Source organism: Microbacterium sp. AG790 (assembly GCF_003634765.1).
Lineage (GTDB): Bacteria > Actinomycetota > Actinomycetes > Actinomycetales > Microbacteriaceae > Microbacterium.
In genome coordinates, this window is record NZ_RBWZ01000006.1 from 534,095 (window position 1) to 558,911 (window position 24,817).

The 24,817-nt window shown below is 71.1% G+C and carries 20 protein-coding genes and 1 tRNA gene; 16 read left to right on the forward strand and 5 right to left on the reverse strand.

Going from position 1 to position 24,817, the window contains the following annotated elements; all coding sequences use genetic code 11:
- Positions 1 to 22: 22 nt before the first annotated feature.
- The 5 genes from DEU37_RS03080 to DEU37_RS03100 all read left to right on the forward strand — a co-directional run bounded on the left by DEU37_RS03080 (position 23) and on the right by DEU37_RS03100 (position 5,961).
- Complete coding sequence (locus tag DEU37_RS03080) at positions 23 to 1,915, forward strand: glycoside hydrolase family 3 protein (RefSeq protein ID WP_121189195.1); 1,893 nt, start codon at positions 23 to 25, stop codon at positions 1,913 to 1,915.
- A 46-nt stretch (positions 1,916 to 1,961) separates the two neighbouring features.
- The gene (locus tag DEU37_RS03085; RefSeq protein ID WP_259457115.1) at positions 1,962 to 3,092 is read left to right on the forward strand and encodes a LacI family DNA-binding transcriptional regulator; all 1,131 of its coding nucleotides are present in this window, start codon (positions 1,962 to 1,964) and stop codon (positions 3,090 to 3,092) included.
- A 94-nt stretch (positions 3,093 to 3,186) separates the two neighbouring features.
- Complete coding sequence (locus tag DEU37_RS03090) at positions 3,187 to 4,602, forward strand: ferric reductase-like transmembrane domain-containing protein (RefSeq protein WP_121189197.1); 1,416 nt, start codon at positions 3,187 to 3,189, stop codon at positions 4,600 to 4,602.
- 19 nt (positions 4,603 to 4,621) lie between these two features.
- Positions 4,622 to 5,155, forward strand: a complete 534-nt coding sequence (locus DEU37_RS03095) for an FMN-binding protein (RefSeq protein ID WP_121189198.1) — start codon at positions 4,622 to 4,624, stop codon at positions 5,153 to 5,155.
- The gene (locus DEU37_RS03100) at positions 5,152 to 5,961 is read left to right on the forward strand and encodes an FAD:protein FMN transferase (RefSeq protein WP_121189199.1); all 810 of its coding nucleotides are present in this window, start codon (positions 5,152 to 5,154) and stop codon (positions 5,959 to 5,961) included. Before DEU37_RS03095 ends, DEU37_RS03100 begins: the two co-directional genes overlap by 4 nt.
- Before the next feature lie 5 nt (positions 5,962 to 5,966).
- On the opposite strand, the gene DEU37_RS03105 is transcribed toward DEU37_RS03100, so the two are convergent.
- The 3 genes from DEU37_RS03105 to DEU37_RS03115 form a co-directional block, all read right to left on the reverse strand.
- The gene (locus DEU37_RS03105) at positions 5,967 to 6,956 is read right to left on the reverse strand and encodes a sensor histidine kinase KdpD (RefSeq protein ID WP_121189200.1); all 990 of its coding nucleotides are present in this window, start codon (positions 6,954 to 6,956) and stop codon (positions 5,967 to 5,969) included.
- A complete protein-coding gene (locus tag DEU37_RS03110) occupies positions 6,953 to 7,627 on the reverse strand; it encodes a response regulator transcription factor (protein ID WP_121189201.1) in 675 nt (224 codons plus the stop codon). The genes DEU37_RS03105 and DEU37_RS03110 overlap by 4 nt, the downstream gene beginning before the upstream one ends.
- 64 nt (positions 7,628 to 7,691) lie before the next feature.
- Positions 7,692 to 9,227 (reverse strand): PucR family transcriptional regulator, encoded by a 1,536-nt coding sequence (locus tag DEU37_RS03115; protein WP_121189202.1) that lies wholly within the window; start codon positions 9,225 to 9,227, stop codon positions 7,692 to 7,694.
- 154 nt (positions 9,228 to 9,381) lie between these two features.
- Here DEU37_RS03115 and gabT point away from each other — a divergent pair, with 154 nt between their 5' ends.
- The 6 genes from gabT to DEU37_RS03145 are packed head-to-tail and all read left to right on the forward strand — an operon-like array spanning position 9,382 to position 17,428.
- Positions 9,382 to 10,731: a 4-aminobutyrate--2-oxoglutarate transaminase gene (gabT, locus tag DEU37_RS03120; protein WP_183043566.1), complete on the forward strand. Its 1,350-nt coding sequence runs from the start codon at positions 9,382 to 9,384 to the stop codon at positions 10,729 to 10,731.
- A gap of 36 nt (positions 10,732 to 10,767) precedes the next feature.
- On the forward strand, positions 10,768 to 12,129 hold the full coding sequence (locus DEU37_RS03125; protein ID WP_121189204.1) for an NAD(P)/FAD-dependent oxidoreductase: 1,362 nt from the start codon (positions 10,768 to 10,770) through the stop codon (positions 12,127 to 12,129).
- Positions 12,126 to 13,010: a universal stress protein gene (locus tag DEU37_RS03130; RefSeq protein ID WP_121189205.1), complete on the forward strand. Its 885-nt coding sequence runs from the start codon at positions 12,126 to 12,128 to the stop codon at positions 13,008 to 13,010. The genes DEU37_RS03125 and DEU37_RS03130 overlap by 4 nt, the downstream gene beginning before the upstream one ends.
- Entirely contained in the window at positions 13,007 to 14,560 is a 1,554-nt protein-coding gene (locus DEU37_RS03135; RefSeq protein ID WP_121189206.1) for an APC family permease, read from the forward strand. The genes DEU37_RS03130 and DEU37_RS03135 overlap by 4 nt, the downstream gene beginning before the upstream one ends.
- Complete coding sequence (locus tag DEU37_RS03140) at positions 14,557 to 16,011, forward strand: NAD-dependent succinate-semialdehyde dehydrogenase (RefSeq protein ID WP_121189207.1); 1,455 nt, start codon at positions 14,557 to 14,559, stop codon at positions 16,009 to 16,011. Before DEU37_RS03135 ends, DEU37_RS03140 begins: the two co-directional genes overlap by 4 nt.
- Positions 16,012 to 16,063: 52 nt before the next feature.
- The gene (locus DEU37_RS03145) at positions 16,064 to 17,428 is read left to right on the forward strand and encodes an NAD-dependent succinate-semialdehyde dehydrogenase (protein WP_121189208.1); all 1,365 of its coding nucleotides are present in this window, start codon (positions 16,064 to 16,066) and stop codon (positions 17,426 to 17,428) included.
- Between the two features lie 22 nt (positions 17,429 to 17,450).
- Here the strand turns inward: DEU37_RS03145 and DEU37_RS03150 are convergent, their stop codons facing one another.
- Together DEU37_RS03150 and DEU37_RS03155 are read right to left on the reverse strand one after the other, a co-directional pair.
- Positions 17,451 to 20,252, reverse strand: a complete 2,802-nt coding sequence (locus tag DEU37_RS03150; RefSeq protein ID WP_121189209.1) for a hypothetical protein — start codon at positions 20,250 to 20,252, stop codon at positions 17,451 to 17,453.
- Positions 20,249 to 22,078 carry an HSP90 family protein gene (locus tag DEU37_RS03155; RefSeq protein WP_121189210.1) on the reverse strand — a complete coding sequence of 610 codons (1,830 nt, stop codon included), beginning with the start codon at positions 22,076 to 22,078 and terminating at the stop codon, positions 20,249 to 20,251. The genes DEU37_RS03150 and DEU37_RS03155 overlap by 4 nt, the downstream gene beginning before the upstream one ends.
- Before the next feature lie 99 nt (positions 22,079 to 22,177).
- Here DEU37_RS03155 and DEU37_RS03160 point away from each other — a divergent pair, with 99 nt between their 5' ends.
- The 5 genes from DEU37_RS03160 to rplK all read left to right on the forward strand — a co-directional run bounded on the left by DEU37_RS03160 (position 22,178) and on the right by rplK (position 24,804).
- Positions 22,178 to 22,612, forward strand: a complete 435-nt coding sequence (locus tag DEU37_RS03160) for a pyridoxamine 5'-phosphate oxidase family protein (protein ID WP_036290181.1) — start codon at positions 22,178 to 22,180, stop codon at positions 22,610 to 22,612.
- 131 nt (positions 22,613 to 22,743) lie between these two features.
- Positions 22,744 to 22,816, forward strand: a tRNA-Trp gene (locus DEU37_RS03165).
- A 96-nt stretch (positions 22,817 to 22,912) separates the two neighbouring features.
- Positions 22,913 to 23,176, forward strand: coding sequence for a preprotein translocase subunit SecE (secE, locus tag DEU37_RS03170; RefSeq protein WP_167626531.1), 264 nt, complete (start codon positions 22,913 to 22,915; stop codon positions 23,174 to 23,176).
- A 53-nt stretch (positions 23,177 to 23,229) separates the two neighbouring features.
- Positions 23,230 to 24,228 (forward strand): transcription termination/antitermination protein NusG, encoded by a 999-nt coding sequence (gene nusG / locus DEU37_RS03175; RefSeq protein ID WP_121189211.1) that lies wholly within the window; start codon positions 23,230 to 23,232, stop codon positions 24,226 to 24,228.
- A 144-nt stretch (positions 24,229 to 24,372) separates the two neighbouring features.
- A complete protein-coding gene (rplK, locus tag DEU37_RS03180; RefSeq protein WP_005050009.1) occupies positions 24,373 to 24,804 on the forward strand; it encodes a 50S ribosomal protein L11 in 432 nt (143 codons plus the stop codon).
- Positions 24,805 to 24,817: the final 13 nt, after the last annotated feature.

A 24,817-nucleotide genomic window follows, 5' to 3' on the forward strand; every position in this document is an offset into this window, starting at 1 on the left:
ACCCGCCTCGAGAAAGAGAATCATGACCCCCACGTATCTCACCGCGCCCGACGGCACCCGCTTCCGCGACCTCAACGGCAACGGGGTGATGGATCCGTACGAGGATCCGCGCCGCAGCGCCGACGAGCGCGCCGCCGACCTCGTGGCCCGGATGAGCCTGGAGGAGAAGTGCGGGCTGATGTTCCAGACCGTCATCGAGGTGGGGGAGGAGGGCGAGCTGCTGGAGGCGCCCGGGCGCATCTCGAAGTCGCCGACGACCACGGTCGTCCGCGGCAAGCACCTGTCGCACTTCAACGTGCACGCCATCCGCTCCGCCCGGCAGGCCGCCGTCTGGAACAACAACCTGCAGGCCCTGGCCGCGCAGACTCCGCACGGGGTGCCCGTCACCGTCAGCACCGATCCGCGGCACGCGTTCGTCGAGAACACCGGCGTGGGCTTCGCCGCCGGGCCCTTCTCGCAGTGGCCGGAGGGTCTCGGACTGGCGGCGATCGACGACGTCGAGACGGTGCGCCGGTTCGCCGACGTCGCGCGGCAGGAGTACCGCGCCGTCGGCATCCGCGCCGCCCTGCATCCGCAGATCGATCTGGCGACCGAGCCCCGGTGGGGCCGCCAGGCGCAGACGCTGGGGCAGGATGCCGCGCGGGTCGCCGAGTTCACCGCCGCCTACCTCCAGGGCTTCCAGGGTGACGAGCTGGGACCGGACAGCGTCGCGTGCACGACGAAGCACTTCCCGGGTGGGGGTCCGCAGAAGGAAGGCGAGGATGCGCACTTCCCGTACGGCCGTGAGCAGGTCTACCCCGGTGGCATGTTCGAGTACCACCTCGAGCCGTTCCGTGAGGCGATCCGGCGGGGTACCGCGGCGATGATGCCGTATTACGGCATGCCGATCGGGCTGGAACGCCACGGGGCGCCGATCGAGGAGGTCGGCTTCGGCTACAACCGTCAGATCGTGACCGACCTGCTGCGCGACGAGCTCGGCTTCGACGGGGTCGTCGTCACCGACTGGGAGCTCGTCAACGACAATCACGTGGGCGATCAGGTGCTGCCGGCGCGGGCGTGGGGCGTCGAGGAGCTGTCGCCGAGCGAGCGCATGCTCAAGATTCTGGATGCCGGGGCCGACCAGTTCGGCGGCGAGGAGTGCGTCGACCTGCTGATCGATCTCGTGCGCGCGGGCCACGTCAGCGAGCAGCGCATCGACGTGTCGGCGCGCCGGATCCTGCGGGTGAAGTTCCAGCTGGGCCTGTTCGACGACCCGTTCGTCGACCCCGACGAGGCCGAGCGCATCGTCGGCAACGCCGCGTTCCGGGCCGAGGGCGAGCGTGCGCAGGCGCGCTCGCTGACCGTCGTGCTCAACCGGTCGGTCGCCGCCGACGCCGATGCGGGCCAGCCGCCCGTGCTGCCTCTGGCAGCGGAGCCGCGTCGCGTGTACGTCGAGGGCTTCCGCGCGGAGGACGTCGCCGAGCTGGGTGAGGTCGTGGCCGATCCCGCCGACGCCGATCTCGCCCTGGTGCGCCTCGGCGCCCCGTTCGAACCGCGCGACGATCTCTTCCTCGAGGCGTGGTTCCACCAGGGCTCGCTCGAGTTCCCGCCCGGGCGCGTCTATCGCCTGCGGCGGATCGCCGAGCAGTGCCCGTTGGTGCTCGTGGTCAATCTCGACCGGCCCGGCATCCTGACACCGTTCGCGGAGTTCGCATCGGCCATCGTCGTCGACTTCGGCAGTTCCGCCCGCGCCGTGCTCGACGTGCTCACCGGTCGTGTCGCTCCCGAAGGGCGCCTTCCGGTGGAGTTGCCGCGGTCGATGGATGCCGTGCGCGCCTCGCGCGAAGATGTACCGTCGGATACGGGCGACCCGCTGTTCCCGGTGCACTTCGGTCTCGAGCTGGCGGTACCGGCGGGACAACGCGACGACCGGTGAGGCGCACGCCAGCCGCCGCAGGCCGACGATGACGAAGGGACAGCCGATGAGTGATGCCGCCTCGCGCCGTCCGACGGTCTACGACGTCGCACAGGAGGCGGGGGTCTCGATCGCCTCGGTGTCGTTCGCCTTCCGACGCCCCGAGCGGATCAGCGAAGCCACGCGCGAGCGGGTGCTGGCTGCGGCGCGGCGGTTGGGGTACGCCCCGAGCGCGGCCGCGCGCGGGCTCGCGAACGGGCGTACCGGCACCCTCGGCCTGCACGCGTTCGACCTCATGCTCGAGCGGGCCGACCCGCGCGACGTCACACCCCCGCGATCCGATGCGCGCTCGCCGCTGGATGCCGCGTCGATCATCCCGTGGTCGCAGTCCGACGACGAGACCCTCGCCGACCCGCGCGCGTTCCCGCTCTACGTCGACGAGGTGCAGCGCGGCTTCGCGCTCGAATGCTGGATGCTCGGACGGCCCGTCATGCTCTCCAGCGGCTCCGACAGCGACGTGTCGGTCGCCGACACGGCGGGTCGGGTCGACGGACTGGCCATCTTCCCGTCACCGGTGCTGCCGGCGGCCCTGCTGCGGATGCCGGCGACGATCCCGACCGTGCTGTTCAGCGTCGCGCCCGGCGACGACCCCCATCACCGCGTCCGCGTGGACAACGCCGGCGGGATGAGCGCGCTGATCGATCACCTCGTCGCCGATCACCACTATGACGATGTCGCGTTCGTCGGACGTCAGGAGGGGTTCGACAATGCCGAGCGCTTCCTCGAGTACCAGGCGTCGTTGAGGCGGTGGGGCCTGCGGCCCCGTGACGAGCCGGTCGACGGCACCGTGCGCGGTCCGCACCGGATGGTCGAGCAGCTCAGCGCCCTGCACGCCCGCGGTGCGCTGCCGCGTGTTCTCGTCTGCGCGACCGACCAGCACGCCCTCATGGCGCTGGATGCCCTCGCCGGCCTCGGCGTGCGCGTGCCCGACGAGGTGGCCGTCACCGGTTTCGACGGCATCCTGGCCGGTCGGCTCAGCACGCCCACGCTCACCTCCGTGCGCCAGCCGATGGAGGCGATGGGGCGCGCCGCCGCCCGCATCCTCGCCGGCACCGCCGGTCCGCTGCCCGAGGGGCACGCCCGCTTCGACGCGGTGTTCGCGCCGCGGGTCGTGCTGCGGCGCAGCTGCGGATGTTGATCGTCCGTGTCGGCGGGCTGTCAGATTCCTATGGATGCCGCGTGAGCCGCTGATTCTTGGCCTTGTCTCAGAGCCGGTCGGCGACGCTCGACGCATGACCACACAGGCCGCCACGCGATCCACGTTCATCGCCGCCGCGCCGCGCGTCGGCATCCGCTCGCGCCGCCCCCTCTGGCGGCTGCTCGCGATCGGCGTCATCTGGGCGACGAGCCTGTTCGTCGTCGCACTGTGGATCGCCGGTGGCGCCGTGCAGGACCTGCGCGCGTGGGATGCCGACACCCTGAACACGCTGGGGCGGATCACCGGTCTCGTATCGGCGAATCTGCTGCTGTACCAGGTGCTGCTGATGGCGCGCGTGCCGCTGTTCGAGCGAGCCTTCGGGCGCGATGCGATCACGCGGATGCACCGCTGGGTCGGCTTCTGGTCGTTCTGGCTGCTGCTGGCCCACATCGCCCTGCTGGTGGTCGGCTACGCCGCCCAGGCCGGTGTCACCGTGATCGTCCAGCTGTGGGACTTCGTCTGGAACTACCCCGGGATGATGCTCGCGACGGCGGGAACGGGCCTGCTGATGCTCGTCGTGGTGACCAGCATCCGCCGAGCGCGGCGTGCCATGCGCTACGAGTCGTGGCACCTGCTGCACCTGTACGGGTACCTCGGTGTCGGGCTGGCGATTCCGCACATGCTGTGGACCGGCGCCGATTTCGCCGCGCATCCGCTCGCCGAGGTGTACTGGTGGGGACTGTGGGCGGCGACCGCCGCCGCGGTCATCGTCTTCCGCGTGGCGCTGCCGCTGTGGCGCTCCGCGCGTCACGACATCCGCGTCGTCGCCGTCGAGGCCGACGGGCCGATGGGCGTCGTGGTCCGCATGCGCGGACGCGGCTTGGAGCGCCTCGGCGCCCGCGCCGGTCAGTTCTTCGTCTGGCGGTTTCTGGGCGGCCCGGGCTGGACACGGGGAACCCCGCTGTCGCTGGCCGCCGATCCCCGCCGCGGCGAACTCGTCGTCGCGGCCCGCATGGTCGGCGACGGGACGCGCCGGTTGGCGACTCTCCGCCGGGGCGCGCGCGTGTTGATCGAAGGGCCCTACGGCGAGTTCACGGGCGAGGCGCGGACGCGGCGGGGGATCGTCATGATGGGTGCCGGCGCCGGCGTCGCACCCCTCGTCTCGCTTCTCGAGGCCGAGCCGTATGCGCCCGGCGAGGCGATCCTGATCACTCGCGACCATGCGGCGGCCGAGTCGATGCGCGTGCGCGAGATCGAGCGCCTGGTCGCGCGCCGGGGCCTGCACCACGTGGCTCTGCACGGTCCGCGCCGTCGCGCCGGATCGACGTGGCTGCCGGTGACGTTCGCCGATGGGCGCGGTGCGGAGTTGCTGCGGCGGATGGTGCCCGGCATCCACGATCACGACGTCTACCTCTGCGGCCCCGAGCCCTGGATGGCCTCGGTGCGTCGCGACCTGCGGGCTGCCGGGGTGCCGGCCGCTCAGATCCACAGCGAAGCCTTCGGCGTCTGAGCTCGGAGAGGACACCCCGATGAAGAGAATCGTGTACGCGCTGCTCGCGACCGTCAGCGGTCTCGTGCTGCTGTTCAGCTACCGCACCTCCCTGCCCGAAGAGGCAGCCGCCGCGGCGCCGGCCGACACCACGCTCACCGATGCGCGTCATATCGCCTCGGCGCCGCGGGCGGCCTCGCCCTCGCCCTCGCCGTCCCCGAGCGCCGCGTCGCCGTCGGGCTCCGCCGACACCGGCGGCACGGGCGCCGCCGGGGCGACGAGCAGGACCGGCCTGAGCGACGGCACGTTCACCGGCTCGGCGGTCAACACGCGCTACGGGGCGGTGCAGGTGCAGATCACCGTCTCGGGCGGCGTGATCACCGACGTGCAGACGCCGGCCTACCCCGATCACAGCAGCCGCGACCGTCAGATCAACCAGGACGCCCTGCCGCAGCTGATCTCCGAGACGCTCTCGGCCCAGAGCGCGCAGATCGACATGGTGTCGGGGGCGACGTACACGAGCACCGGGTACCTCGACTCCCTCCAGTCGGCGATCGACCAGGCCTCGGCATGAGCGAACCGAGCCGCCGCGCCTGGACGGCGGAGCTCATGGGCACGACCGCCAGCATCCACGTCATCGGCAGTCCTGACGCGTGCGCGGCGGCGACGGATGCCGCGGCATCCACCGTCGCGATGCTCCGCGAGCTGGAGGCGATCTTCTCGACCTACCGCGCGGATTCGGAGCTCTCGCGCCTGCGCCGCGGCGAGCTGACCTTCGCCGACGCCGATCCGCGGCTGACGGAAGTGGCGGATGACTGTCGACGCCTCGAGGAGGCGACCGGTGGGCGCTTCAGCGCCTTCTGGCGGGAAGGCTTCGACCCCACCGGCTACGTGAAGGGGTGGGCGACCGAGCGTGCGGCGACGGCGCATCTGGAGCCTCTGCTGGCGATGGCCGGTGTGACGGCCGTCGGCATCAACGTCGGCGGCGACCTGAGAGTGTGGACCGCCCCCGACGCGCACTGGTCGTGGACCGTGGGGATCGCCGATCCGGCGCGGCAGGGGGCGGCTCTCGCCACGCTGCGGGTGCGCAACGGTGCCGTCGCGACCTCCGGTACCGCAGAGCGCGGCGCCCACCTCATCGACCCGCGATCAGGCGTGCCCGTGTCGGCTGCGGTGAGTGCCACGGTCGTCGCGGACGAGCTCACCACCGCCGACGTGTGGGCGACCGCCCTCGCCGTCGCCGGTGACGAGGACGCCGGGTGGCTGTGGGACGCGCCGCTGCGCTCGGCGATGACGGTCACCGCCGCCGGTGTCCGTCGGTGGGTCGCCGGCGTCGGCATCGAGACCGTCGCGGCGACCAGCGTCGCGCCCGCCGCCTGAGCCCCTCACGGCGCCTGCGGCACCCAGAGCAGCATGGTGGTGCCGGCTGTCGACGTCCGCTCGATCTCGATCCGGCCCCCGGCGGCCTCGGCCGCTTCGCGCACGAGCGCGAGACCCAGTCCGAAGCCGCGGCGCCGACCCGACTCCGGACCGCGGGCGAAGCGCTCGAAGATGCGCTCGCGATCGGCGTCGGCGATGCCCGGGCCGCCGTCGCGCACCCGGATCGCCACGCCCCGCCCGTCCGATCGCGCCGACAGCGCGACCTCGCCGCCGGCCGGGGTGTGCTGCACCGCGTTGTCGAGCAGCGCGACACAGAGCCGGTCGAGCGTGACGCGGGGAAGGCGCACCCGCAGGCGTGCCCCGTCGTCGTCTGCGCCGAGGCTGACGCGTACGCCGGCCTCCTCGGCGAGAGGCGCCACCGTCGCAGCCGCGGCCCGCAGCGCCGCGTCGACCGTCGCGGGCTCGGCATCCGTCGCCGTACCTTCCGCCGTCAGCAGCATGTCGGTGAGCACGGCATCCATGACCGACGCATCGGCGCGCAGCGCCGCGAGCGTGTCGGAAAGGTCCTCGCCGCGGCGGTAGCGGCGCTCCAGGATCTGTGTGCGGCTCGTGAGGGCGGTCAGCGGCGTGCGGATCTCGTGGCTCGCATCGGCGACGAAACGGCGCTGCAGACGCAGCGCATCGGCGAGCGGCGCCACCGCACGTCGCGCGGCGAACCAGGCGACCAGGGCGAGCAGCGCGACCCCGGTGAGGCCCAGCACGACGACCCAGGGCAGGACATGGTCGACGTCGACCACGATGCGGTCGCCGTCCGGCGGTCCGATGCGGCCCCCGCCGTCGCCGTCCCGGTGCAGTTCGGGGCGGGCGGACAGCAGCAGCACGGCCACCAGGATCGCCACGCCCGCCGTCACCACCACGGCCGACGCGGCCCCGACGAGCAGACCGACGTGCGCCGCGGCGCGACGGATGCGGCGGCGGTCCGCCTCGTCGCTCACGCGGGGCTCCCCGCGCGGTAGCCGCGCCCACGGACGGTCTCGATGATCTCCGGCGACGCCTTGCGGCGGATGTAGTGCACGTAGGTGTCGACCGAGCTCAGCGCGTCATCGGAGGAGAAGACGGCGCGGAGGATCTCGTCGCGGGAGAAGACGTGCTCGGGGCTCTCGCTCAGCAGAGCGAGCAGGCGCGCCTCGGTCGCCGTCAGCGTGACGCGTTCGCCGCCGCCGCCGTAGAGTGCGCGCGACTCGGCGACGAAGGTCCAGTCGCCGAGGTGACGCCGGCGTCCCTCGGCGTGGTGACCGCGCACGAGGGCGCGCAGCCGCGCGAGCAGCTCCTCGAAGTCGAACGGCTTGACGAGGTAGTCGTTGGCGCCGCTGTCGAGGCCGTCGACACGGTCGGCGACGGCGCCGAGAGCCGTCAGCAGCAGCACGGGGGTCGTGAGGCGTGCGGTGCGCATCGCCTGAACGATCTCCACACCGTCCAGCCCCGGCAGGCGCCGGTCGACGACCAGCACGTCGAAGCGCTCCGCGAGCACGCGCTGCCGTGCGGCCGGACCGTCGGTCAGGTGCGTGACGTCATAGACCTCGGAGAGCACCTCGACGGTCATCCCCGCGATCGTCGGGTCGTCTTCGACGTAAAGCAGTCGCGGCCGTGCGTCGTCGCGGGTCATCGCTCCTCCGATCCTCGCCGCCACCATTCACCCACATCCGCGCCAAGAATCCGCCAAGACCGCATCACCCGGCGGCGACGAGCGCGGCCCACAGCTCCGCACGTGCCGGAAAGCTCGACAGGTCCACACCCAGCAGCTGCTGCGCCTGCGCCACCCGGGCGCGCACCGTGTGGCGATGGATGCCGAGAGCCCGCGCGGCCTCGTCGATGCGCGCGTCGTGGGTGAGCCAGGTGCGCACGGTCTCCACGAGCGCTGTGCCCTGGGCCTCGTCGTGCGCCCGCAGCGGGCGCAGCCGCGCGTCGGCGAGGGCGCGGGCGGCAGGGGAGTCGAGGCTCGACAGCACGCCGGCGGCATCCGCGAAGCGCGCAACGGTGCCGCTCACGGCGGTGCGCAGCGCGGTGAGGGCCTGCGCGTGGGCGCGTGAGAATCCGCTGTAGTCGGTGGGCTCCGACAGCCCCACTGCGGCATCCAGCAGACCCGCGAGCGCGGTGGGCGTGCCCTCGTCGGCGGCGGAGACGACCACGACGATGCCGTCGCCGCTGCGCGCGTAGAACAGGCCGCCGCGTTCGGCGGCCTGCAGCTCGAGCCAGTCGACGGCGGCGTCGGTGCGGTTGGCGGCGACGGCGGCGACCCCGACCACGACGGGGCTCGCCGGCAACGGTCCCCACAGCTCGCGCGAAACGCGTCGCGCGAGGTGCGGGTCATCGCCGAGGAGCGTCTGCAGCAGTCCGGCTCGCAGCGCCGCGCGGGCGCGGCCGAGTCCGACGTTCTGCTCGAGGGCGAGGCCGGCCATCGCGATCACCGACGTCACGACGCTGCGTCCCTCCAGGTCGAGATCGGCGCCGACGATCGCGATGAGGCCGCGGAGGTGCCCGCCGCGGCCGAGGGTCTGCATCGTGACGCGTCGATCATCGATCTCGAGCGTCGATGCCGCACGCGCCCCGCGGCGGAGCACGGCGCCGGCTTCTGTCGTGACGGCGGCGACGGCTCCGTCGTCGAGGGCGCCGGCGGGGGCGCTCTGGGTCAGCGTGCCGGCGGCGTCGAACAGCCCGACCCATGCGCCGAGCTGTGAGGCGAGTTCGGCGACGGTCGCCGCCAGCCCGTCGGGACGCAGCGCGGCCAACGAGATCGCCCGCTGCGCCGACAGTGCCCAGGTTCGCCGGGCGTAGGCCTGGGCGGCGATGGCTTCGGCGTTGGCCCGTGCCAGCGCGATGAACGGGGTGCGGTAGGGAACCTCGAACAGCGGCATCCGCTGCACGGCGCAGGCGAGAACGAGGGCGGGCGGGATGCCGTCGCGCACCACTTCCGTGCCGAACCCCAGCCCGCGCACGCCGCGAGCGCGCAGGCGTGACACGTAAGCGGCGGCGGCGTCCTCGCCCGACTCGCCGTCGCCGGCCGGCCCGACGAACTGCGTGCCCGTCGTCAGCAGCAGCAGGTCATCGGCGAGGAAGGGGGTGGGGTCGATGAGGTCGGAGCTGTGCACCCAGCGCAGCGGCGCGTCCAGCGCGCCGTCGTCGAGATCGTCGGCACTCGAGGCGAGCCGCAGCTCGAGGTCGCGGCGCGCGAGAAGCGCGCGCAGGGTCGGCTGCGTCTCGGTCATGGGCGGCAGCCTCCTCCGTGGCGCGATCCTCGGTCGATCCGGGGCCGGTGCCCGACGACGGGCACGACGTGGCTGTACGCCGCGTATGCGCCTGATCACAGAATGTACACGGCGGAGGGTGTGGCTCGGCATCCGCGGCTCATACGCTCGCGGCATGAGCATCATCGACAGCGCCGTCGTCGGCGGTCCGTCCCTGGCGCAGGAGCGCCGTCTCGTCACCGCGATCCCCGGCCCCCGGTCGCAGGAGCTGCTGGCGCGCAAGAGCGCCGCCGTCGCATCGGGTGTCGCTCACACGGTGCCCATCGAAGCCGTCGCGGCCGGCGGCGGCGTCGTGGTCGACGCCGACGGCAACTCGCTCATCGACCTCGGCAGCGGCATCGCCGTCACCAGTGTCGGAAATGCCCACCCGGGCGTCGTGGCGGCGGTGCAGGCCGCCGTCGCGCAGATGACGCACACGTGCTTCATGATCTCGCCGTACGAGTCGTACGTCGCCGTCGCCGAGAAGCTCAACCGCCTCACCCCCGGCGATCACGCGAAGAAGTCGGCGCTGTTCAATTCCGGCGCCGAAGCCGTCGAGAACGCGATCAAGATCGCCCGCAAGGCCACCGGCCGCCAGGCCGTCGTCGCGTTCGACCACGCCTACCACGGTCGCACCAACCTCACGATGGCCCTCACCGCGAAGTCGATGCCGTACAAGAGCGGATTCGGCCCGTTCGCCTCCGAGGTCTACCGCGTGCCGGCCTCCTACCCGTTCCGCGACGGCCTGAGCGGCGCGGATGCCGCGGCGAAGGCCATCTCGCTCATCGAGAAGCAGATCGGCGCCGACAACCTGGCGGCCGTCATCATCGAGCCGATCCAGGGCGAGGGTGGCTTCATCGTGCCCGCGGAGGGATTCCTGCCGGCGGTCGTGGACTGGTGCCGTGCGAACGGCGTCGTCTTCATCGCCGACGAGGTGCAGACCGGCTTCGCCCGCACCGGTGCGATGTTCGCGAGCGAGCTGTTCGGCATCGTTCCCGACCTCATCACGACGGCCAAGGGCATCGCCGGCGGCATGCCGCTGGCGGCGGTCACCGGTCGCGCCGAGATCATGGATGCCACCCATGGCGGAGGCCTCGGCGGCACCTACGGCGGCAACCCGGTCGCCTGCGCGGCGGCGATCGCCGCGATCGACGCCTTCGAGAACGACGGGATGCTCGAGCGGGCGCGCGAGATCGGGGGGATCCTCCGCGCCCGCTTCGAGTCCCTGCAGCAGACCGACGCGCGTATCGGCGAGGTGCGCGGAGCCGGCGCGATGATCGCGGTCGAGTTCGTCGACCCCGAGACGAAGGCCCCGGATGCCGCGCTCACGTCGGCCGTGGCCAAGGCCGCGATCGCCGAGGGTGTGATCGTCCTCACCTGCGGCACCTACGGCAACGTCATCCGCTTCCTGCCGCCCCTGTCGATCTCCGACGAACTGCTCACCGAGGGCGTCGACGTCGTCGCCGCCGCCCTCGCCGCCCACTGACCCCGCCCCGGCCCCCACGCCCACAGAGGAGACACAATGACCGAGATCACGCGCGACATCGTCGTCATCGGCGCCGGTGCGGCGGGACTGACCGCCGCCAACCAGCTCAAGAAGGCGGGCCTGTCGGTCGCCGTGCTCGAAGCCCGCGACCGCGTCGGCGGGCGTTTGTGGACCGACACGATCGAGGGCGCGATGCTCGAGATCGGCGGCCAGTGGGTCTCGCCCGACCAGGATGCTCTCAAGGAGACCATCGCGGAGCTGGGGCTGGAGACCTTCGACCGCTACCGCGACGGCGACAGCGTGTACATCGGTCCCGACGGCATCGCCCACCGCTACACCGGCGAGATGTTCCCCGTGAGTGCCGAGACCGAGAAGACCATCGCCGAGGTCACCGCACGCCTCGACGCGATGGTCGCCGAGATCGACCCCGACCGCCCCTGGGCCCATCCGCAGGCGGCGCAGTGGGACACCGTCTCCTGGGATGCGTGGCTGCGCGAGCAGACCGATGACGACGAGGCCATCCGCAACCTCGCCTTCCCCACCGGATCGGCGATGCTCACGAAGCCGACCCATTCCTTCTCGCTGCTGCAGTCGCTGCTGATGGCGGCATCCGCCGGGAGCTACACCAACCTGGTCGACGCCGACTTCATCCTCGACAAGCGCGTCGTCGGCGGACTGCAGCAGGTGCCGCTGCTGTTGGCCGAACGCCTGGGCGACGACGTCTTCCTCGGCCAGCCGGTGCGCACCCTCGAGTACTCCGAGGCAGAGGGCGTCGTGGCCGTCGCCGACGGTGTCACCGTCCGTGCCCGCCACGCGATCCTGGCGCTCGCGCCGGTGCTGTACAACCGCATCTCGTTCGTTCCGCCGCTGCCGCGTCTGCAGCATCAGATGCACCAGCACATCTCGATGGGCTTCGTCATCAAGGTGCACGCCGTCTACGAGACGCCCTTCTGGCGCGAGAAGGGCCTGTCGGGCACGGCGTTCAGCCCCTATGAGCTCTCGCACGAGGCCTACGACAACACGAACCACGGCGATGAGCGCGGAACCCTCGTGGGCTTCGTCTCCGACCGCACGGCCGACGACCTGTTCCGCCTCAGCGCAGAGGAGCGCAAGGAGCGCATCCTCGAGTCGCTCAGCCACTACTACGGTCCCGAGGCGAAGGATCCGGTCGTCTACTACGAGAGCGACTGGGGCAGCGAGGAGTGGACGCGCGGCGCGTACGCGGCATCGTTCGACCTCGGCGGCCTGCACCGTTACGGGGCCGACCTGCGCACCCCCGTCGGACCGATCCACTTCGCCTGCAGCGACATGGCCGGCGCGGGCTACCAGCACGTCGACGGAGCCATCCGCATGGGGCGCCTCGCGGCGCAGCAGATCCTGGACGAGATCCACACATGAGCGGGCACGTCGTCGTCGGATACACCGCGACCAAGCCCGGACGCGACGCCGTCGCGTTCGCCGCACGGCTCGCGGCGGCCCTCGACGCCGTGCTCGACGTCGCGATCATCCTGCCCAGCTCCGACCGCAGCGTCATCACGCCCCCGGATGCCGGGTACGAACGGCACCTGCACGCGCAGGCGCAGACCTGGATCGCCCAGGCGATCGACCGGATCCCCGCCGACGTCGTCGCGCACGCCCATGTGCGCCCGGCCGAGTCGTTCGCCGAGGGCCTCATCGAGATCGCCGACGAGCTGGGTGCCTCGTACATCGTGGTCGGCGCCGCCGACGGCGCCTCGCGCGGCCGGCACCGCCTCGGCTCGACGACGAGCGAGCTGCTGCACTCGTCGGATGTGCCGGTCGTCCTCGTCCCGCGGGGGGCGCGCAAGATCGCGCCCGAGACCGGCATCACCCGGCTGACGGTCGCGATCGGCATGCGGCCCGGGGCCGACGCCCTCATCGCCGAGACCGCAGCGCTCGCGGAGACCCTCGGCGTGCCCGTCCGACTGCTCTCCCTGCTGCCGGTCGATCTTCCGCCGTCCGCCGACACGGGCGCCATCCGCCTCGCCGGCACGACGAAGGCCGACGAGGTGCTCGCGGCGGCTCGGGCGGAGCTTCCTGCCGGCCTGCACACCGATGTCGCGGTCGCCGCCGGCGACAGCATCGAGGAGGCCGTGTCCTACCTCGACTGGCAGCCGGGTGAACTCGTGCTCGTCGGCTCGAGCCGCCTCGCGCAGCCGCGCCGCCTGTTCCTCGGCTCGACCGCGGCGAAGATGCTGCACGAGATCACCGTGCCGGTGATCGTCGTCCCCCGAACCCACTCCGAGGAGTCTCGACGATGAGCACACCCTCCACGACCGACGCCGCCTCCACGACCGGGGCCCTCTCCAGCAAGGGACTCAGCGCCGGCACGATCGGCCTGATCGGCGCCGTCGTCATCGGGATCTCCTGCATCGCCCCGGCGTACACGTTCACGGCGGCCGTCGGCCCCACGGCATCCGCGGTGGGCGCGCAGATCCCGGCGATCATCCTCGTGGGATTCATCCCGATGCTCCTGGTCGCCTTCGGCTACCGCGAGCTCAACAACCGCATGCCGGATGCCGGGACCAGCTTCACCTGGGCGGCGCGCGCCTTCGGACCGTGGGTCGGCTGGATGGCCGGGTGGGGACTGGTGGTCGCCACGATCCTCGTGCTGTCGAACCTGGCCGGCGTCGCCGTGGACTTCCTCTTCTTGCTGCTGTCGCAGGTGACGGGCAACGCCGAGATCGCCGACCTCGCGTCGAACACGTGGATCAACGTGGGCGTGTGTCTTCTGTTCATGCTCGCGGCCACCTTCATCTCCTACCGCGACATGCAGACCACCCAGAAGCTGCAGTACGTGCTCGTGACCTTCCAGGTCGCCGTGCTGCTGTTCTTCGCGATCGCCGCCATCGTCGAGGCCGTCAGCGGCAAGGGCTTCGACTTCCAGCCGTTCGACATCGGCTGGTTCAACCCGTTCGCCGTCAGCTCGTTCAGCGCGTTCGCCGCGGGCCTGTCGCTGTCGATCTTCATCTTCTGGGGGTGGGACGTCACCCTCACGATGAACGAGGAGACGAAGGACCCCGAGCGGACGCCGGGTCGTGCGGCGACCATCACGGTGCTGACGATCGTCTCGATCTACCTTCTGCTGGCCGTCGCGATGATCATGTACGCCGGGGTCGGCACGGGGGAGCTGGGCCTGGGCAACGAGGACATCCAGGGCAACGTGTTCTTCCACCTGTCCGGACCGATCCTCGGGCCACTCGCCTTCCTCGTGTCGCTCGCGGTGCTCACCTCGTCGGCATCGTCGCTGCAGTCGACGTTCGTGGGACCGGCGCGCACGCTCCTGTCGATGGGGCACTACGGCGCCCTCCCGCCGGCATTCGCGCGGGTCAGCCCGCGCTTCTTCACGCCCGGCTTCGCCACGATCGTCTCGGCGGTGGTCGCCTCCGCGTTCTACGCGGTCATGCGCGTGGTGAGTGAGAACACCCTCTGGGACACGATCCTCACGCTCGGCATGATGATCTGCTTCTACTACGGCATCACGGCTTTCGCGTGCGTCTGGTACTTCCGCAAGCAGTGGTTCGACTCGGTGCGCAACGTCTTCTTCACATTCCTGTTCCCGCTCGTGGGCGGCGTGATCCTCGGCATCCTGTTCTTCACGACGCTCATCGACTCCATGAAGCCCGAGTACGGCTCCGGCGCCAACGTCGGCGGCGTCGGGATCGTCTTCATCCTCGGCATGCTCATCATCGTGGTGGGTATCGCCCTCATGATCTGGCAGTCGGTGACACGTCCCGCATTCTTCCGCGGCGAGACCCTCGCCACGGACGCCCCTGCCAGCACCCGTCGCCTGAAGGAGGCCGCACGTTGATCACGCAAAGCGCACTGCTCGAGAAGGTTCCCCGCGGACTGTTCATCGGCGGCGAGTGGGTCGCCGGCTCGGCCGGGACCTTCCCCGTCGTCGATCCCGCGACCGGTGAGACCCTGGTCGAGATCGCCGACGCGTCGCCCGAAGACGGCATCCGCGCCCTGGACGCGGCGGTCGCGGCTCAGGAGGAGTGGGCGGCGACCGCGCCGCGGCGCCGCAGCGACATCCTCCGCCGGGCATTCGACCTGCTGATGGAGCGCGCCGACGAGATCGCCCTGCTGATGACCCTCGAGATGGGCAAGCCTCTCCCGGAGGCGCGCGGCGAGATCACCTACGGCGGCGAGTTCCTGCGCTGGTTCAGCGAGGAGGCGGTGCGCATCTCGGGCCGGTTCGGTTCGAACCCCGAGGGCACGGGACGCATGATCGTCAGCCAGCGCCCCGTCGGACCGTGCTTCTTCATCACCCCGTGGAACTTCCCGCTCGCGATGGCCACCCGCAAGATCGCCCCGGCGCTCGCCGCCGGCTGCACGGTGGTCATCAAGCCGGCCGAGCTCACCCCGCTGACGACGCTCGCCTTCGTCGACATCCTGGTCGAGGCGGGCCTTCCGGCGGGGGTCGTCAACGTCGTCACCACGACCCGCTCGGGGGCGCTCTCGGCGCCGATCATCGCCGACCCGCGCCTGCGCAAGCTCTCCTTCACCGGCTCGACGCCGGTCGGCAAGAAGCTCATCGCCCAGGCGGCCGAGGGCGTGCTGCGCGTGTCGATGGAGCTGGGCGGCAACGCCCCGTTCGTCGTGTTCGACGACGCCGATCTCGACAAGGCCGTCGACGGCGCGATGCTCGCCAAGTTCCGCAACATCGGCCAGGCGTGCACCGCCGCCAACCGCTTCATCGTGCACGCGTCGGTCGCCGAGGAGTTCGCCCGTCGCGTCACCGAGCGGGTCGCCGCGATGCGCGTGGGCCGCGGAACCGAGGACGGCGTGCAGATCGGTCCGCTCATCGACCGCAAGGCCGTCGAGGGCGCCGAGGCGCTCGTCTCGGATGCCGTCGCGCGCGGTGCACGCCTGCTCACCGGCGGATCGGCCATCGATGGCCCGGGGACGTTCTTCGAGCCCACCGTGATCACGGACGTGGCCGGCGGCAGCGACATCCTCCGCGAGGAGATCTTCGGCCCGGTGCTGGCGATCGCCACGTTCCGAGACGAGGAGGAGGCCGTGCGCCTCGCCAACGACACGGAGTACGGTCTGGTGTCCTACGTCTTCACCGAGGATCTCGCGCGCGGCATGCGGATGATCGACCGTCTGGAAACCGGCATGATGGGCCTGAACGCGGGCGTCGTCTCCAACGCGGCGGCGCCGTTCGGCGGTGTCAAGCAGTCCGGAGTGGGTCGTGAGGGGGGCCTCGAAGGCATCCACGAGTTCCTCTCGACCAAGTACACGCTGATCCCCGCCTGATCCCTGCCCCTGACGCCACCCGACACTCAGTCGACACGAACGGAGAACGACGATGACGTATGCGGTTGTGAACCCCGCCACCGGCGAGACGCTCGCCACCTACCCCGACTTCACGACCGCCGAGGTCGAGGCCGCCGTCGCGGCCGCGCACGAGGCGGCCCAGACGTGGGGACGCACCTCGACGCCGGCGGATCGTGCGGCGCTGCTGCGCCGCGTCGCCGAGCTGCACCGCGAGCGGCGCGACGAGCTGGCCGCGATCATCGTGCGGGAGATGGGCAAGCCCCTCGCCGCGGCGGAGGGCGAGGTCGACTTCGCGGCGGACATCACGCAGTTCTACGCCGATCACATCGGCGAGATCACCGGTGACCGGCCGATCGACATCCTCGGGGAGGGCACCGCGGTCATCCGCCGCTCGCCGCTGGGCGTGCTGCTGGGCATCATGCCGTGGAACTTCCCGTACTACCAGGTCGCGCGCTTCGCGGCGCCGAACCTTGCGATCGGCAACACCATCCTGCTCAAGCATGCGCCGCAGTGCCCGCAGTCGGCCGCCGCGATCGCCCAGATCTACGCCGATGCGGGCTTCCCCGTCGGCGCGTACGTTGATCTCCGTCTGACCAACGATCAGGCCGCCGAGGTCATCGCCGATCGGCGTGTGCACGGCGTCTCGGTGACCGGCAGCGAGCGCGCGGGAGCCGCCGTCGCCGAGATCGCGGGGCGCAACCTCAAGAAGGTCGTTCTCGAGCTGGGCGGCTCCGACCCGTTCATCCTGCTGTCCACCGACGACCTCGACGCGGCGGTGCAGGCTGCCGTGGACGCACGCCTGGACAACAACGGGCAGTCCTGCAACGGCGCCAAGCGTTTCCTCGTCGCCGACGACCTCTACGACGGCTTCGTCGAGAAGTTCGCCGCCGCGATGGACGCGGCGAAGGTCGGCGATCCCTTCGCCGAGGACACCGTGCTGGGGCCGCTGTCCTCGCTCGCGGCCGCCGAGCGGCTTCAGGACCAGGTCGACCGCGCCGTCGCGCAGGGCGCGACCGTCGTTACGGGGGGCTCGCGCGACGGGGCGTTCTTCCCCGGCACGGTGATCACAGGTGTGACGGCCGACATGGACGCGTATCGCGAGGAGTTCTTCGGACCCGTCGGCGTCGTCTATCGGGTCAGCGGCGAGGACGAGGCGATCGAGATCGCCAACGGCACCGAGTTCGGTCTGGGCTCCTACGTCTTCACCACCGACGAGGAGCAGGCGGAACGCATCGCCGATCGCATCGACGCCGGCATGGTCTACGTCAACATCGTCCTCGCCGACTCACCGGAGCTGCCCTTCGGCGGCATCAAGCGCAGCGGCACCGGACGCGAGATGGGGCTGCTGGCCGCCGAGGAATTCGTCAACAAGAAGCTCATCCGCATCGCCGGCTGACGTGCCGGTGCTGCCGGCCGGCTCAGGCCGGCAGCACCGCGCGGACGTCGGCGGCCTCGCCGTGGCGCCCGAGCGCCTCGAGCAGGTCGCCGAGCTCGAGCGCGACGGCCTGCCGCAGCGGCTCCGCGTCGCTCGCGTGCTCGAACGCCGCGCGGTAGAGCGCGACGGCGTCGTCGGCGCGCTCGGCTTCGCGCAGCACCCGCGCGGCCAACAGCTCGGACCCTCCGGCGGATGCCGGGTCGCCGGCATCCGCGAACGTGTCCGCGGCCTGCAGCGCGGTCGCCACGGCGGCATCGGTCTGTCCCTGACCGGCGAGCAGCCGGGCGCGCGTGTCCAGGACGTCGGCCACGAACCACGTCGCCTCGTGCCGGCGGCCGAGATCCAGCGCTTCGTCGATGAGCGTCACCGCCTCGTCGTCGCCCCGCTGCTGGTGCGCCTGCGCGAGCACGTGGAGGCCGTCGGCGAGCAGTCCCACTTCGTCCTCATTGCCGCGGACGAGATCGACGGCCTCGGTGAGAACCTCGATGGCGTCGTCCGTGGCCCCGAAGCGACCGAGCAGGCGTCCCTGCTGCACGAGCGCGTACGCGCGTCCGACGGCGTCCTCGGCCTCTTCTCGGAGGTCGGCCGCGTAGGCCCAGGCGCCGACCGCGTTGCCGTACTCCTCGGCGGCATGCAGCGCCTGAGCGAGCAGCACCGCGGTCAGAGCCCGCGATCCCGGCTCCACGCCGTTCTCGCTCTCTTCGCGCAGCACGTCGTTGAGCGTGTCCACCGCTTCCGCAGCGTAACCGGCCGCCAGCATCGCGCGGCCCTGGCGGAAGCGCACGTCGACGCTGGGCAGACCCACCGCGTCGCGCCGCTCCGCCGCGACCCGGTAGCGGCTCACGGCGGCCGAGGGCTCGCCGTCGTCCTCGTGCAGCATGGCCGCCAGCAGGAACATCTCCGAGACCATCGCGTCGTCCACACCGATCGACACCGCGACCCGCGCCGCCTCGTCGGCGGCCGCGGCACCCTCCGTGAACTCCTCGGCGACCCCGTGCAGACGGGCGCGGGTCGCGAGCACCCGCACCCGGCGCCCGTCCTCGAGCGCAGGGTCGCCGAGCAGCGCGTCCAGCAGGCCGGCGCCGCCGGCCGTGTCGCCGTCGGCGGAGACGGCGTCGGCCTCCAGCAGGCGCATGCCGTGAGCGCGGCGGGTGTCGCCGGCCTGAGTGAACAGTGCGGCGGCGGCGCGGGCGGGCTCGGCGGCGTCGGCGTGTGCGCCCGCCCACATCCGGCCGATCGCGAGCGTCGACAGCAGGTCGGCGCGCTCGAGGAGGTGCTCGTCGCCGAGCGCGTCGAGCTCCTCCTGCACCCGCGGCAGCGACTCGACGAGGTCGACGCCGAAGAGCACGAGCCCGAGACGCTCCTCGAGGCCCGCCTGCACGTCGCGGCCCGCCTCGCGGAGCACTGCGAGACGGGCCGGCAGTTCTGCCGCGGCCTCCTCGGTGCGTCCGTAGGAGCACAGGGCCGACAGCAGGTGCGAACTCAGCGCGACGCGGTCCTCGCCGACGGCGTCCGGAAGCGCTGCGCGGATCGCGTCGATCGCGGCGCTCGAGCCGGCGCCAGTCAGCACCAGCGCGTGCTGCACGCGCTCCTCGGGCGTCCGTGCAGACGGAGCCGGGGAGGTGGCGCGCGCGGAGAACTCGTGCGAGTGGATCGGCACGTCGTAGCGTTCGCGCGCGGCGTCGCGCAGGCGGGCGAGGGCGCGTCGATGCGCGTCGGTGCCGTTGCGCGCGTCGAACGCGGCGGCGATCGTGTCGGCGAGCTCCCACGCGCGGCTCGCCAGGGCGGACGCGGTCCACGCTCCATCGTGCGGGCCCCACAATGCGACGAGGTCTTCCGCGTCGGAGCCGCGCACCGGGGTGTCGGGATGGCCCGCGGCGGCGACCGCGTCCAGGCCGACGGCGAAGGACGCGAGAGCGGTCTCGTGCGCGGCGGCATCCAGCCCGTCGTGGACGAGCCAGGGCAGGTGCTTCTCCACCAGCGCCAGAGCGCGGGCCTCGTTGCCGGTCACCGCGCAGAAGACGACGTTGTCGGCGATGATGGCGAGGTTGGCGGGGTTGTCCTTCGCGAGCCGGTAGCTGCGCAGGTGGGCCGCCCGCGCCTGGTCGAGCATGCCGGCGCGAAGGTAGGGCAGCAGGATGCGGGCGAGGGCGTGCTCGGGCTCCTCGCCGCACGAGAACCCGCCGTCGATCATCTCCTGCACCAGACGGATGGCGTCCTCTTCCCGCCCCGTCTCGGCGAAGAAGCCGGCGAACTGGCTGCGCACGCAGGCATCGCAGTGGCTGTAGTCGTCGCGCGGCGTCGCCTCCAGAATGCGCTGCAGCGCGGTCGCCTCCTCGACGCGTCCGGCCGACCAGGCGTCTTCGAAGCGCGCCATCAGCACGCCCGACTCGCCGACACCCGCGCGGCGGTAGTGCTCGTGCATGTCATCGAGCACAGCGGCGATCTGGGCGGGAGCGAACTCGGGGGAGTTGGACAGCGCTCCGGCCATCCACTTGTACTGCCAGAGCAGATCGCCCGCGGGCTCGAGCACGGCGGGAAAGCGCTCGGGGTCGGCGTCGTGATGGGCCAGGCACCACGCGAACGAGGTCAGCATGAGGTCGGTGTCGCCCGACATGTTCGCGCTCGACGTCTGTCGCAGTCGCGCCTCGTATTCGAGGCGCTCGTCGTCGCTCTCCTGCGCCAGCGCGACGGCCTCGGCGACGAGAGCCCGCTCCTCGGGACCCCAGGGCGTGCGGTCGATCTCGTCGAAGAGGGCGCGGATGCGGGTGCCGTAGCTCGTCATGATTCTCCTTGTTCTTCGTCGGTCTGGGCGCGCAGGGCGTGCTCGAGCAGCTCTGACAGCGAGGTGGTCATGAGCGCGCGGTCCGCCGCGCCGAGGGGGTGGTGTCCGGCCAGCAGCGACTGCACGTACAGCAGCCGCACGCTCAGCGCGAAGACCCGCTCGCCGGTGTCGCGGGGTGTCGTCGCGAGCCGGCGTACGAGATCGTTGTTCCAGTTCAGGCACAGCCGCGACGCCGAGGCCGCCGACCGCTCCCCGTCCCGGGCGACCGCGGCGGCGCGGTCGAGCACGCCTCCCCAGAGGGTCCCACCCGCGCTGCGCGCCCGTCCCCGGTCGAGGGCGCGCAGCACGGCCGGGTCCGAGACGAACAGCCCCGGCAGCTCGGTGCGCTCGAACACGCGCACGATGACCTCGACGTCGGCCAGCGTCGCCGCCGCGCGCCGCTCGAGGGCGACCGCTGCGTCGCGATCGTCGAGCGGGGGAAGATCGAGACGGTCGATCTCATCGACGACGTCGACACGCTCGACGGTGATCTCGGGGAACAGCCTCGGCAGCAGGCGCACGAGATCGGCGTCGTAGACATAGCCGCCGTCCACCAGCACACCGCTCGTGTCGGCGACACTCGCGACCTGACGGAACTCGTCGACCGTCTCGGTGTAGCGCACGTGCGGATAGCGGCGCACGAGCTCCTCGATGCGCAGACGCCCCTGCGTCGTCTCCACCGACAGCCACCGCACGATGAAGCGGGCGAGCTCGTCGTCGTGGCGCACGAGCGACTTCAGCGCCACCTCGTGGATCGCCACGAACTGCGCCAGGCGCGCCGGGTCGTGCAGGGCCAGCTCGAGGATCCACCGGCGGATGCCGTCGCCGAGCTCTCGCCGCGTCTGCTCGAGGGCATCGTCATCGACGAGCGACTCCCGACTGGCGGTGGGGTGCAGCCCCTCCGAATCGATCACCGCACGGGCGAAGAACGCCCAGTCGGGGAGGATGTCGTCGGCGCGCTCGGTCAGGAGCATCCGGTGCAGGTACACCCGCGTGCTCTGCCGCGCCGACGGGGGCGGGGCGTAGGGCAGCACGTAGGCGACCCCTCGGGTCAGGGTGGCCGGCACCGACAGCGCGATGGCGTCCAGAGGCTCGGCGCCGATGAGGTCGCGGCCGTAGGCGAGACGGGCGTCGCGGTCGTCGGCGAGGAACGGCGGCTCGGTCGTGATCGTCATCTCGCCGCCGGCGGGCAGGTCCACCACGATCGTCACCGGCAGATAGGCGGCGAACGTCTCTGCCAGCTCGCGTACCGTGGCCGTCTCGACCAGCGTCCGTGTCTCCGCGCGGGGGGACAGGTGCACGCTGGTGCCGACGGGAATGTCCTGCGTGCACGGCCCGACGCGGAAGGTGCCGTCGGAGCGACCCACCCACTCCACGGCTTCGCCGGTGACCGCGCTGCGGGAGCGGATGACGATGGTGTCGCAGACCATGAAGCACGACAGCATCCCGATGCCGAACTGCCCCAGGTACCCTCCGCGCGGCAGGTCGAAGATGTCGCGTTTGGAGCTGCGTCCGACGGTGGCGAGCAGGTCGGCGACCTCGGCGGCCGTCAGGCCCACGCCGTCGTCGCGGAGGACGAACTCGTCGGATGCCGCGCTGACCGGTGTGATCCGCACACGACCGCCCCCGCCGTCGACGCCGCGGCGGGCGCTGATCGCGTCGACCGCGTTCTGCAGCAGCTCGCGCAGGTACACGCGGGGGCCGGAGTAGATGTGCCGGCTGAGCAGGTCGATGACTCCGCGCAGGTCGACCTGGAACTGATGTGCGGCGTTCTCGTTCAGCGTCATACCTCGGTGTGGAGCGTCGGGGGATCTGTCCAGGCTATTCGAGAATTTGCCCGGCGCGAGGGGCTGGCGCTGTGCGCACGAGCGGAGCAGGATGTGCCCATGGACACCTCGGATGCGGTCAGCTTCCTCGATGACCGGCAGTGCTGGCAGCGCCTCGCGGAACAGGAGCTCGGGCGCCTCGTGACGCACGTCGGCGCCGTGCTCGACATCTTCCCCGTGAACTACATCGTCGACGGTGACAGTGTGCTCTTCCGTACCGCGGAGGGCAGCAAGCTGACCGAGCTGACGATCAACGACGACGTCCTGTTCGAAGTCGACGAGTACAGCGACACCGATGCCTGGAGCGTCGTGATCCGCGGGCACGCGCAGCGGCTCACGAGCGCAGACGAGGTGCGCGCCGCCGACGAGCTGGGGCTTCGGCCCTGGATCCCCACGGTGAAGTACAACTACGTCCGGGTGCGCGCGGCATCCGTGTCGGGCCGAGACTTCCGCAGGGGACCCGAACCCGACCGCTACGGGGTGCAGCAGTACTGACGGTTCGCGCGCCCAGATGGCATGACGTACACTGGACAGTGCAGTTGAAGTCTGCATTCTTTCGCCGTGCCCGCGCTCCACGTGGCGCTCGTGCGGAGAAGTGGCCTTCACCCCGGGATCTCAGGATCTCTAGGGCGGTAGCTCAATTGGCAGAGCAGCGGTCTCCAAAACCGCAGGTTGCAGGTTCGATTCCTGTCCGCCCTGCGCGTCAGCGATCAGCTGACACCGCAGGTCGCGCCGGTTCACGCCGGTGTGGGAAGCAAGTCCGAGCACGTCCGAGCACGTCACATGGGTGGGTACATGGTCCAGGAAGAGGCGCACGGCGAGGTCGTCGCAGCAGGCGGCACGCCCCGTGAGAAGAAGCTGAACTTCTTCCAGCGGATCGCGCTCTTCATCCGCCAGGTCTTCGGCGAACTCCGCAAGGTGGTCACGCCGACCCGCCAGGAGCTGCTGAAGTTCACCGGTGTCGTTCTCGGCTTCGTCGTCGTGATGATGGCCGTCGTGTACAGCCTCGACTTGCTCTTCACCTGGGTGGTGCAGGTCGTCTTCGGCGTGCCGAGCTGATCCAGCCGACGCCCGAGCTGTCACCGCACGACCCCCGAGGGAAGAGGACATACGTGTCTGAGAAGTACACCGACGACGTCGACTGGGCCACTGCCGCCGAGCAGTCCAGCGAGGACGACGAGGCGCAGGAAGGCAACATCCTCGCCGCCGAGGAGCTGTCCTCGGAGCCTGCAGAGCACCTCGCCGTGCACGTCGTCGACGATGAAGACGACGCCGAGGGCGAAGACGAAGACATCGACATCGACGACCCGGAGGCAGACGCCATCGTGAACGACGCACTCGAGATCGACGAGGCCGCCGAGGCCGAGGCCGCCGCAGAGGTGCTCACCGACGCGCTCGCCGAGGAGGAGGCCGAGGCCGCCGCCCACGCCGCCGAGGAGATCGCGCCGTACGACGGTCCCGACGTGAACGGCGAGCCCGACGCGGCTCCGGAAGACCCCTACGAGGCTTTCCGCGCCGACCTGCGTTCGCTGCCGGGCAAGTGGTACGTCATCCACTCCTACGCCGGCTTCGAGCGCAAGGTGAAGGCCAACATCGAGCAGCGCAAGAACTCGCTCGAAGTCGAAGAGGACATCTATCAGGTCGAGGTCCCGATGGAGGACGTCGTCGAGATCAAGAACGGCCAGCGCAAGATGGTCAACCGGGTGCGCATCCCGGGCTACGTCCTGGTGCGTATGGAGCTGAACGAAGACACCTGGTCGGTCGTGCGCCACACGCCCGGCGTCACCGGCTTCGTCGGCAACGCCCACAACCCGACGCCGCTGCGGTTCGAAGAAGCCTTCAACATGCTGAAGTCGCTCGTGCAGGTCACCGAGACGGCCCCCGCCAAGGGCGGCGCCGGCAAGGGGACGTCCACCCCGGCGCGCAGCGTCATCACCGAGGTCGACTTCGAGATCGGCGAGACCATCACGATCAAGGAAGGCTCGTTCGCGGGTCTGCCCGGTTCGATCAGCGAGATCAAGCCCGAGAGCGGCAAGCTCACCGTGCTCGTCTCCCTCTTCGAGCGCGAGACGCCGGTCGAGCTGTCGTTCGACCAGGTCACCAAGCAGTGATTCCTGCCGGATGCCGCGGCATCCGGTAGAATCATCAGGTTGCGCGCTCGTCGCGCGACATCCCCACCACCTTTCGGGTCCGCCGATCGTGTGGAAGCGCGCCCCGATGCTCCGGCCGACGGGCGCTCGACAGAAGGAAAGAGAATGGCACCGAAGAAGAAGGTGACCGGCCTGATCAAGCTTCAGATCAACGCCGGTGCCGCCAACCCGGCGCCGCCGATCGGCCCCGCGCTCGGTCAGCATGGCGTCAACATCATGGAGTTCTGCAAGGCGTACAACGCCGCGACGGAGTCGCAGCGCGGCAACGTCATCCCCGTGGAGATCACCGTCTACGAGGACCGCAGCTTCACGTTCATCCTGAAGACCCCGCCCGCCGCGGAGCTCATCAAGAAGGCCGCCGGCGTGCAGAAGGGCTCCAAGACCCCGCACACCGTCAAGGTCGCGAAGCTCACCAAGGACCAGGTCCGTCAGATCGCCGAGACGAAGATGCCCGACCTGAACGCGAACGACATCGAGGCCGCCTCGCTGATCATCGCCGGCACCGCCCGCTCCATGGGCATCACGGTCGAGGACTGAGGGGGAACGCACA

What these genes read in the sequence shown, in the direction of transcription:
- DEU37_RS03135 (WP_121189206.1), top strand. Translation starts at nt 13,007, where the DNA reads ATGAGCACACCCTCCACGACCGACGCCGCCTCCACGACCGGGGCCCTC.
- DEU37_RS03115 (WP_121189202.1), bottom strand. Translation starts at nt 9,227, where the DNA reads ATGACCGAGACGCAGCCGACCCTGCGCGCGCTTCTCGCGCGCCGCGAC.
- secE (WP_167626531.1), top strand. Translation starts at nt 22,913, where the DNA reads ATGGTCCAGGAAGAGGCGCACGGCGAGGTCGTCGCAGCAGGCGGCACG.
- DEU37_RS03150 (WP_121189209.1), bottom strand. Translation starts at nt 20,252, where the DNA reads ATGACGAGCTACGGCACCCGCATCCGCGCCCTCTTCGACGAGATCGAC.
- DEU37_RS03145 (WP_121189208.1), top strand. Translation starts at nt 16,064, where the DNA reads ATGACGTATGCGGTTGTGAACCCCGCCACCGGCGAGACGCTCGCCACC.
- DEU37_RS03080 (WP_121189195.1), top strand. Translation starts at nt 23, where the DNA reads ATGACCCCCACGTATCTCACCGCGCCCGACGGCACCCGCTTCCGCGAC.
- rplK (WP_005050009.1), top strand. Translation starts at nt 24,373, where the DNA reads ATGGCACCGAAGAAGAAGGTGACCGGCCTGATCAAGCTTCAGATCAAC.
- DEU37_RS03100 (WP_121189199.1), top strand. Translation starts at nt 5,152, where the DNA reads ATGAGCGAACCGAGCCGCCGCGCCTGGACGGCGGAGCTCATGGGCACG.
- DEU37_RS03085 (WP_259457115.1), top strand. Translation starts at nt 1,962, where the DNA reads ATGAGTGATGCCGCCTCGCGCCGTCCGACGGTCTACGACGTCGCACAG.
- DEU37_RS03110 (WP_121189201.1), bottom strand. Translation starts at nt 7,627, where the DNA reads ATGACCCGCGACGACGCACGGCCGCGACTGCTTTACGTCGAAGACGAC.
- DEU37_RS03125 (WP_121189204.1), top strand. Translation starts at nt 10,768, where the DNA reads ATGACCGAGATCACGCGCGACATCGTCGTCATCGGCGCCGGTGCGGCG.
- DEU37_RS03090 (WP_121189197.1), top strand. Translation starts at nt 3,187, where the DNA reads ATGACCACACAGGCCGCCACGCGATCCACGTTCATCGCCGCCGCGCCG.
- DEU37_RS03160 (WP_036290181.1), top strand. Translation starts at nt 22,178, where the DNA reads ATGGACACCTCGGATGCGGTCAGCTTCCTCGATGACCGGCAGTGCTGG.
- gabT (WP_183043566.1), top strand. Translation starts at nt 9,382, where the DNA reads ATGAGCATCATCGACAGCGCCGTCGTCGGCGGTCCGTCCCTGGCGCAG.
- DEU37_RS03155 (WP_121189210.1), bottom strand. Translation starts at nt 22,078, where the DNA reads ATGACGCTGAACGAGAACGCCGCACATCAGTTCCAGGTCGACCTGCGC.
- DEU37_RS03095 (WP_121189198.1), top strand. Translation starts at nt 4,622, where the DNA reads ATGAAGAGAATCGTGTACGCGCTGCTCGCGACCGTCAGCGGTCTCGTG.
- DEU37_RS03130 (WP_121189205.1), top strand. Translation starts at nt 12,126, where the DNA reads ATGAGCGGGCACGTCGTCGTCGGATACACCGCGACCAAGCCCGGACGC.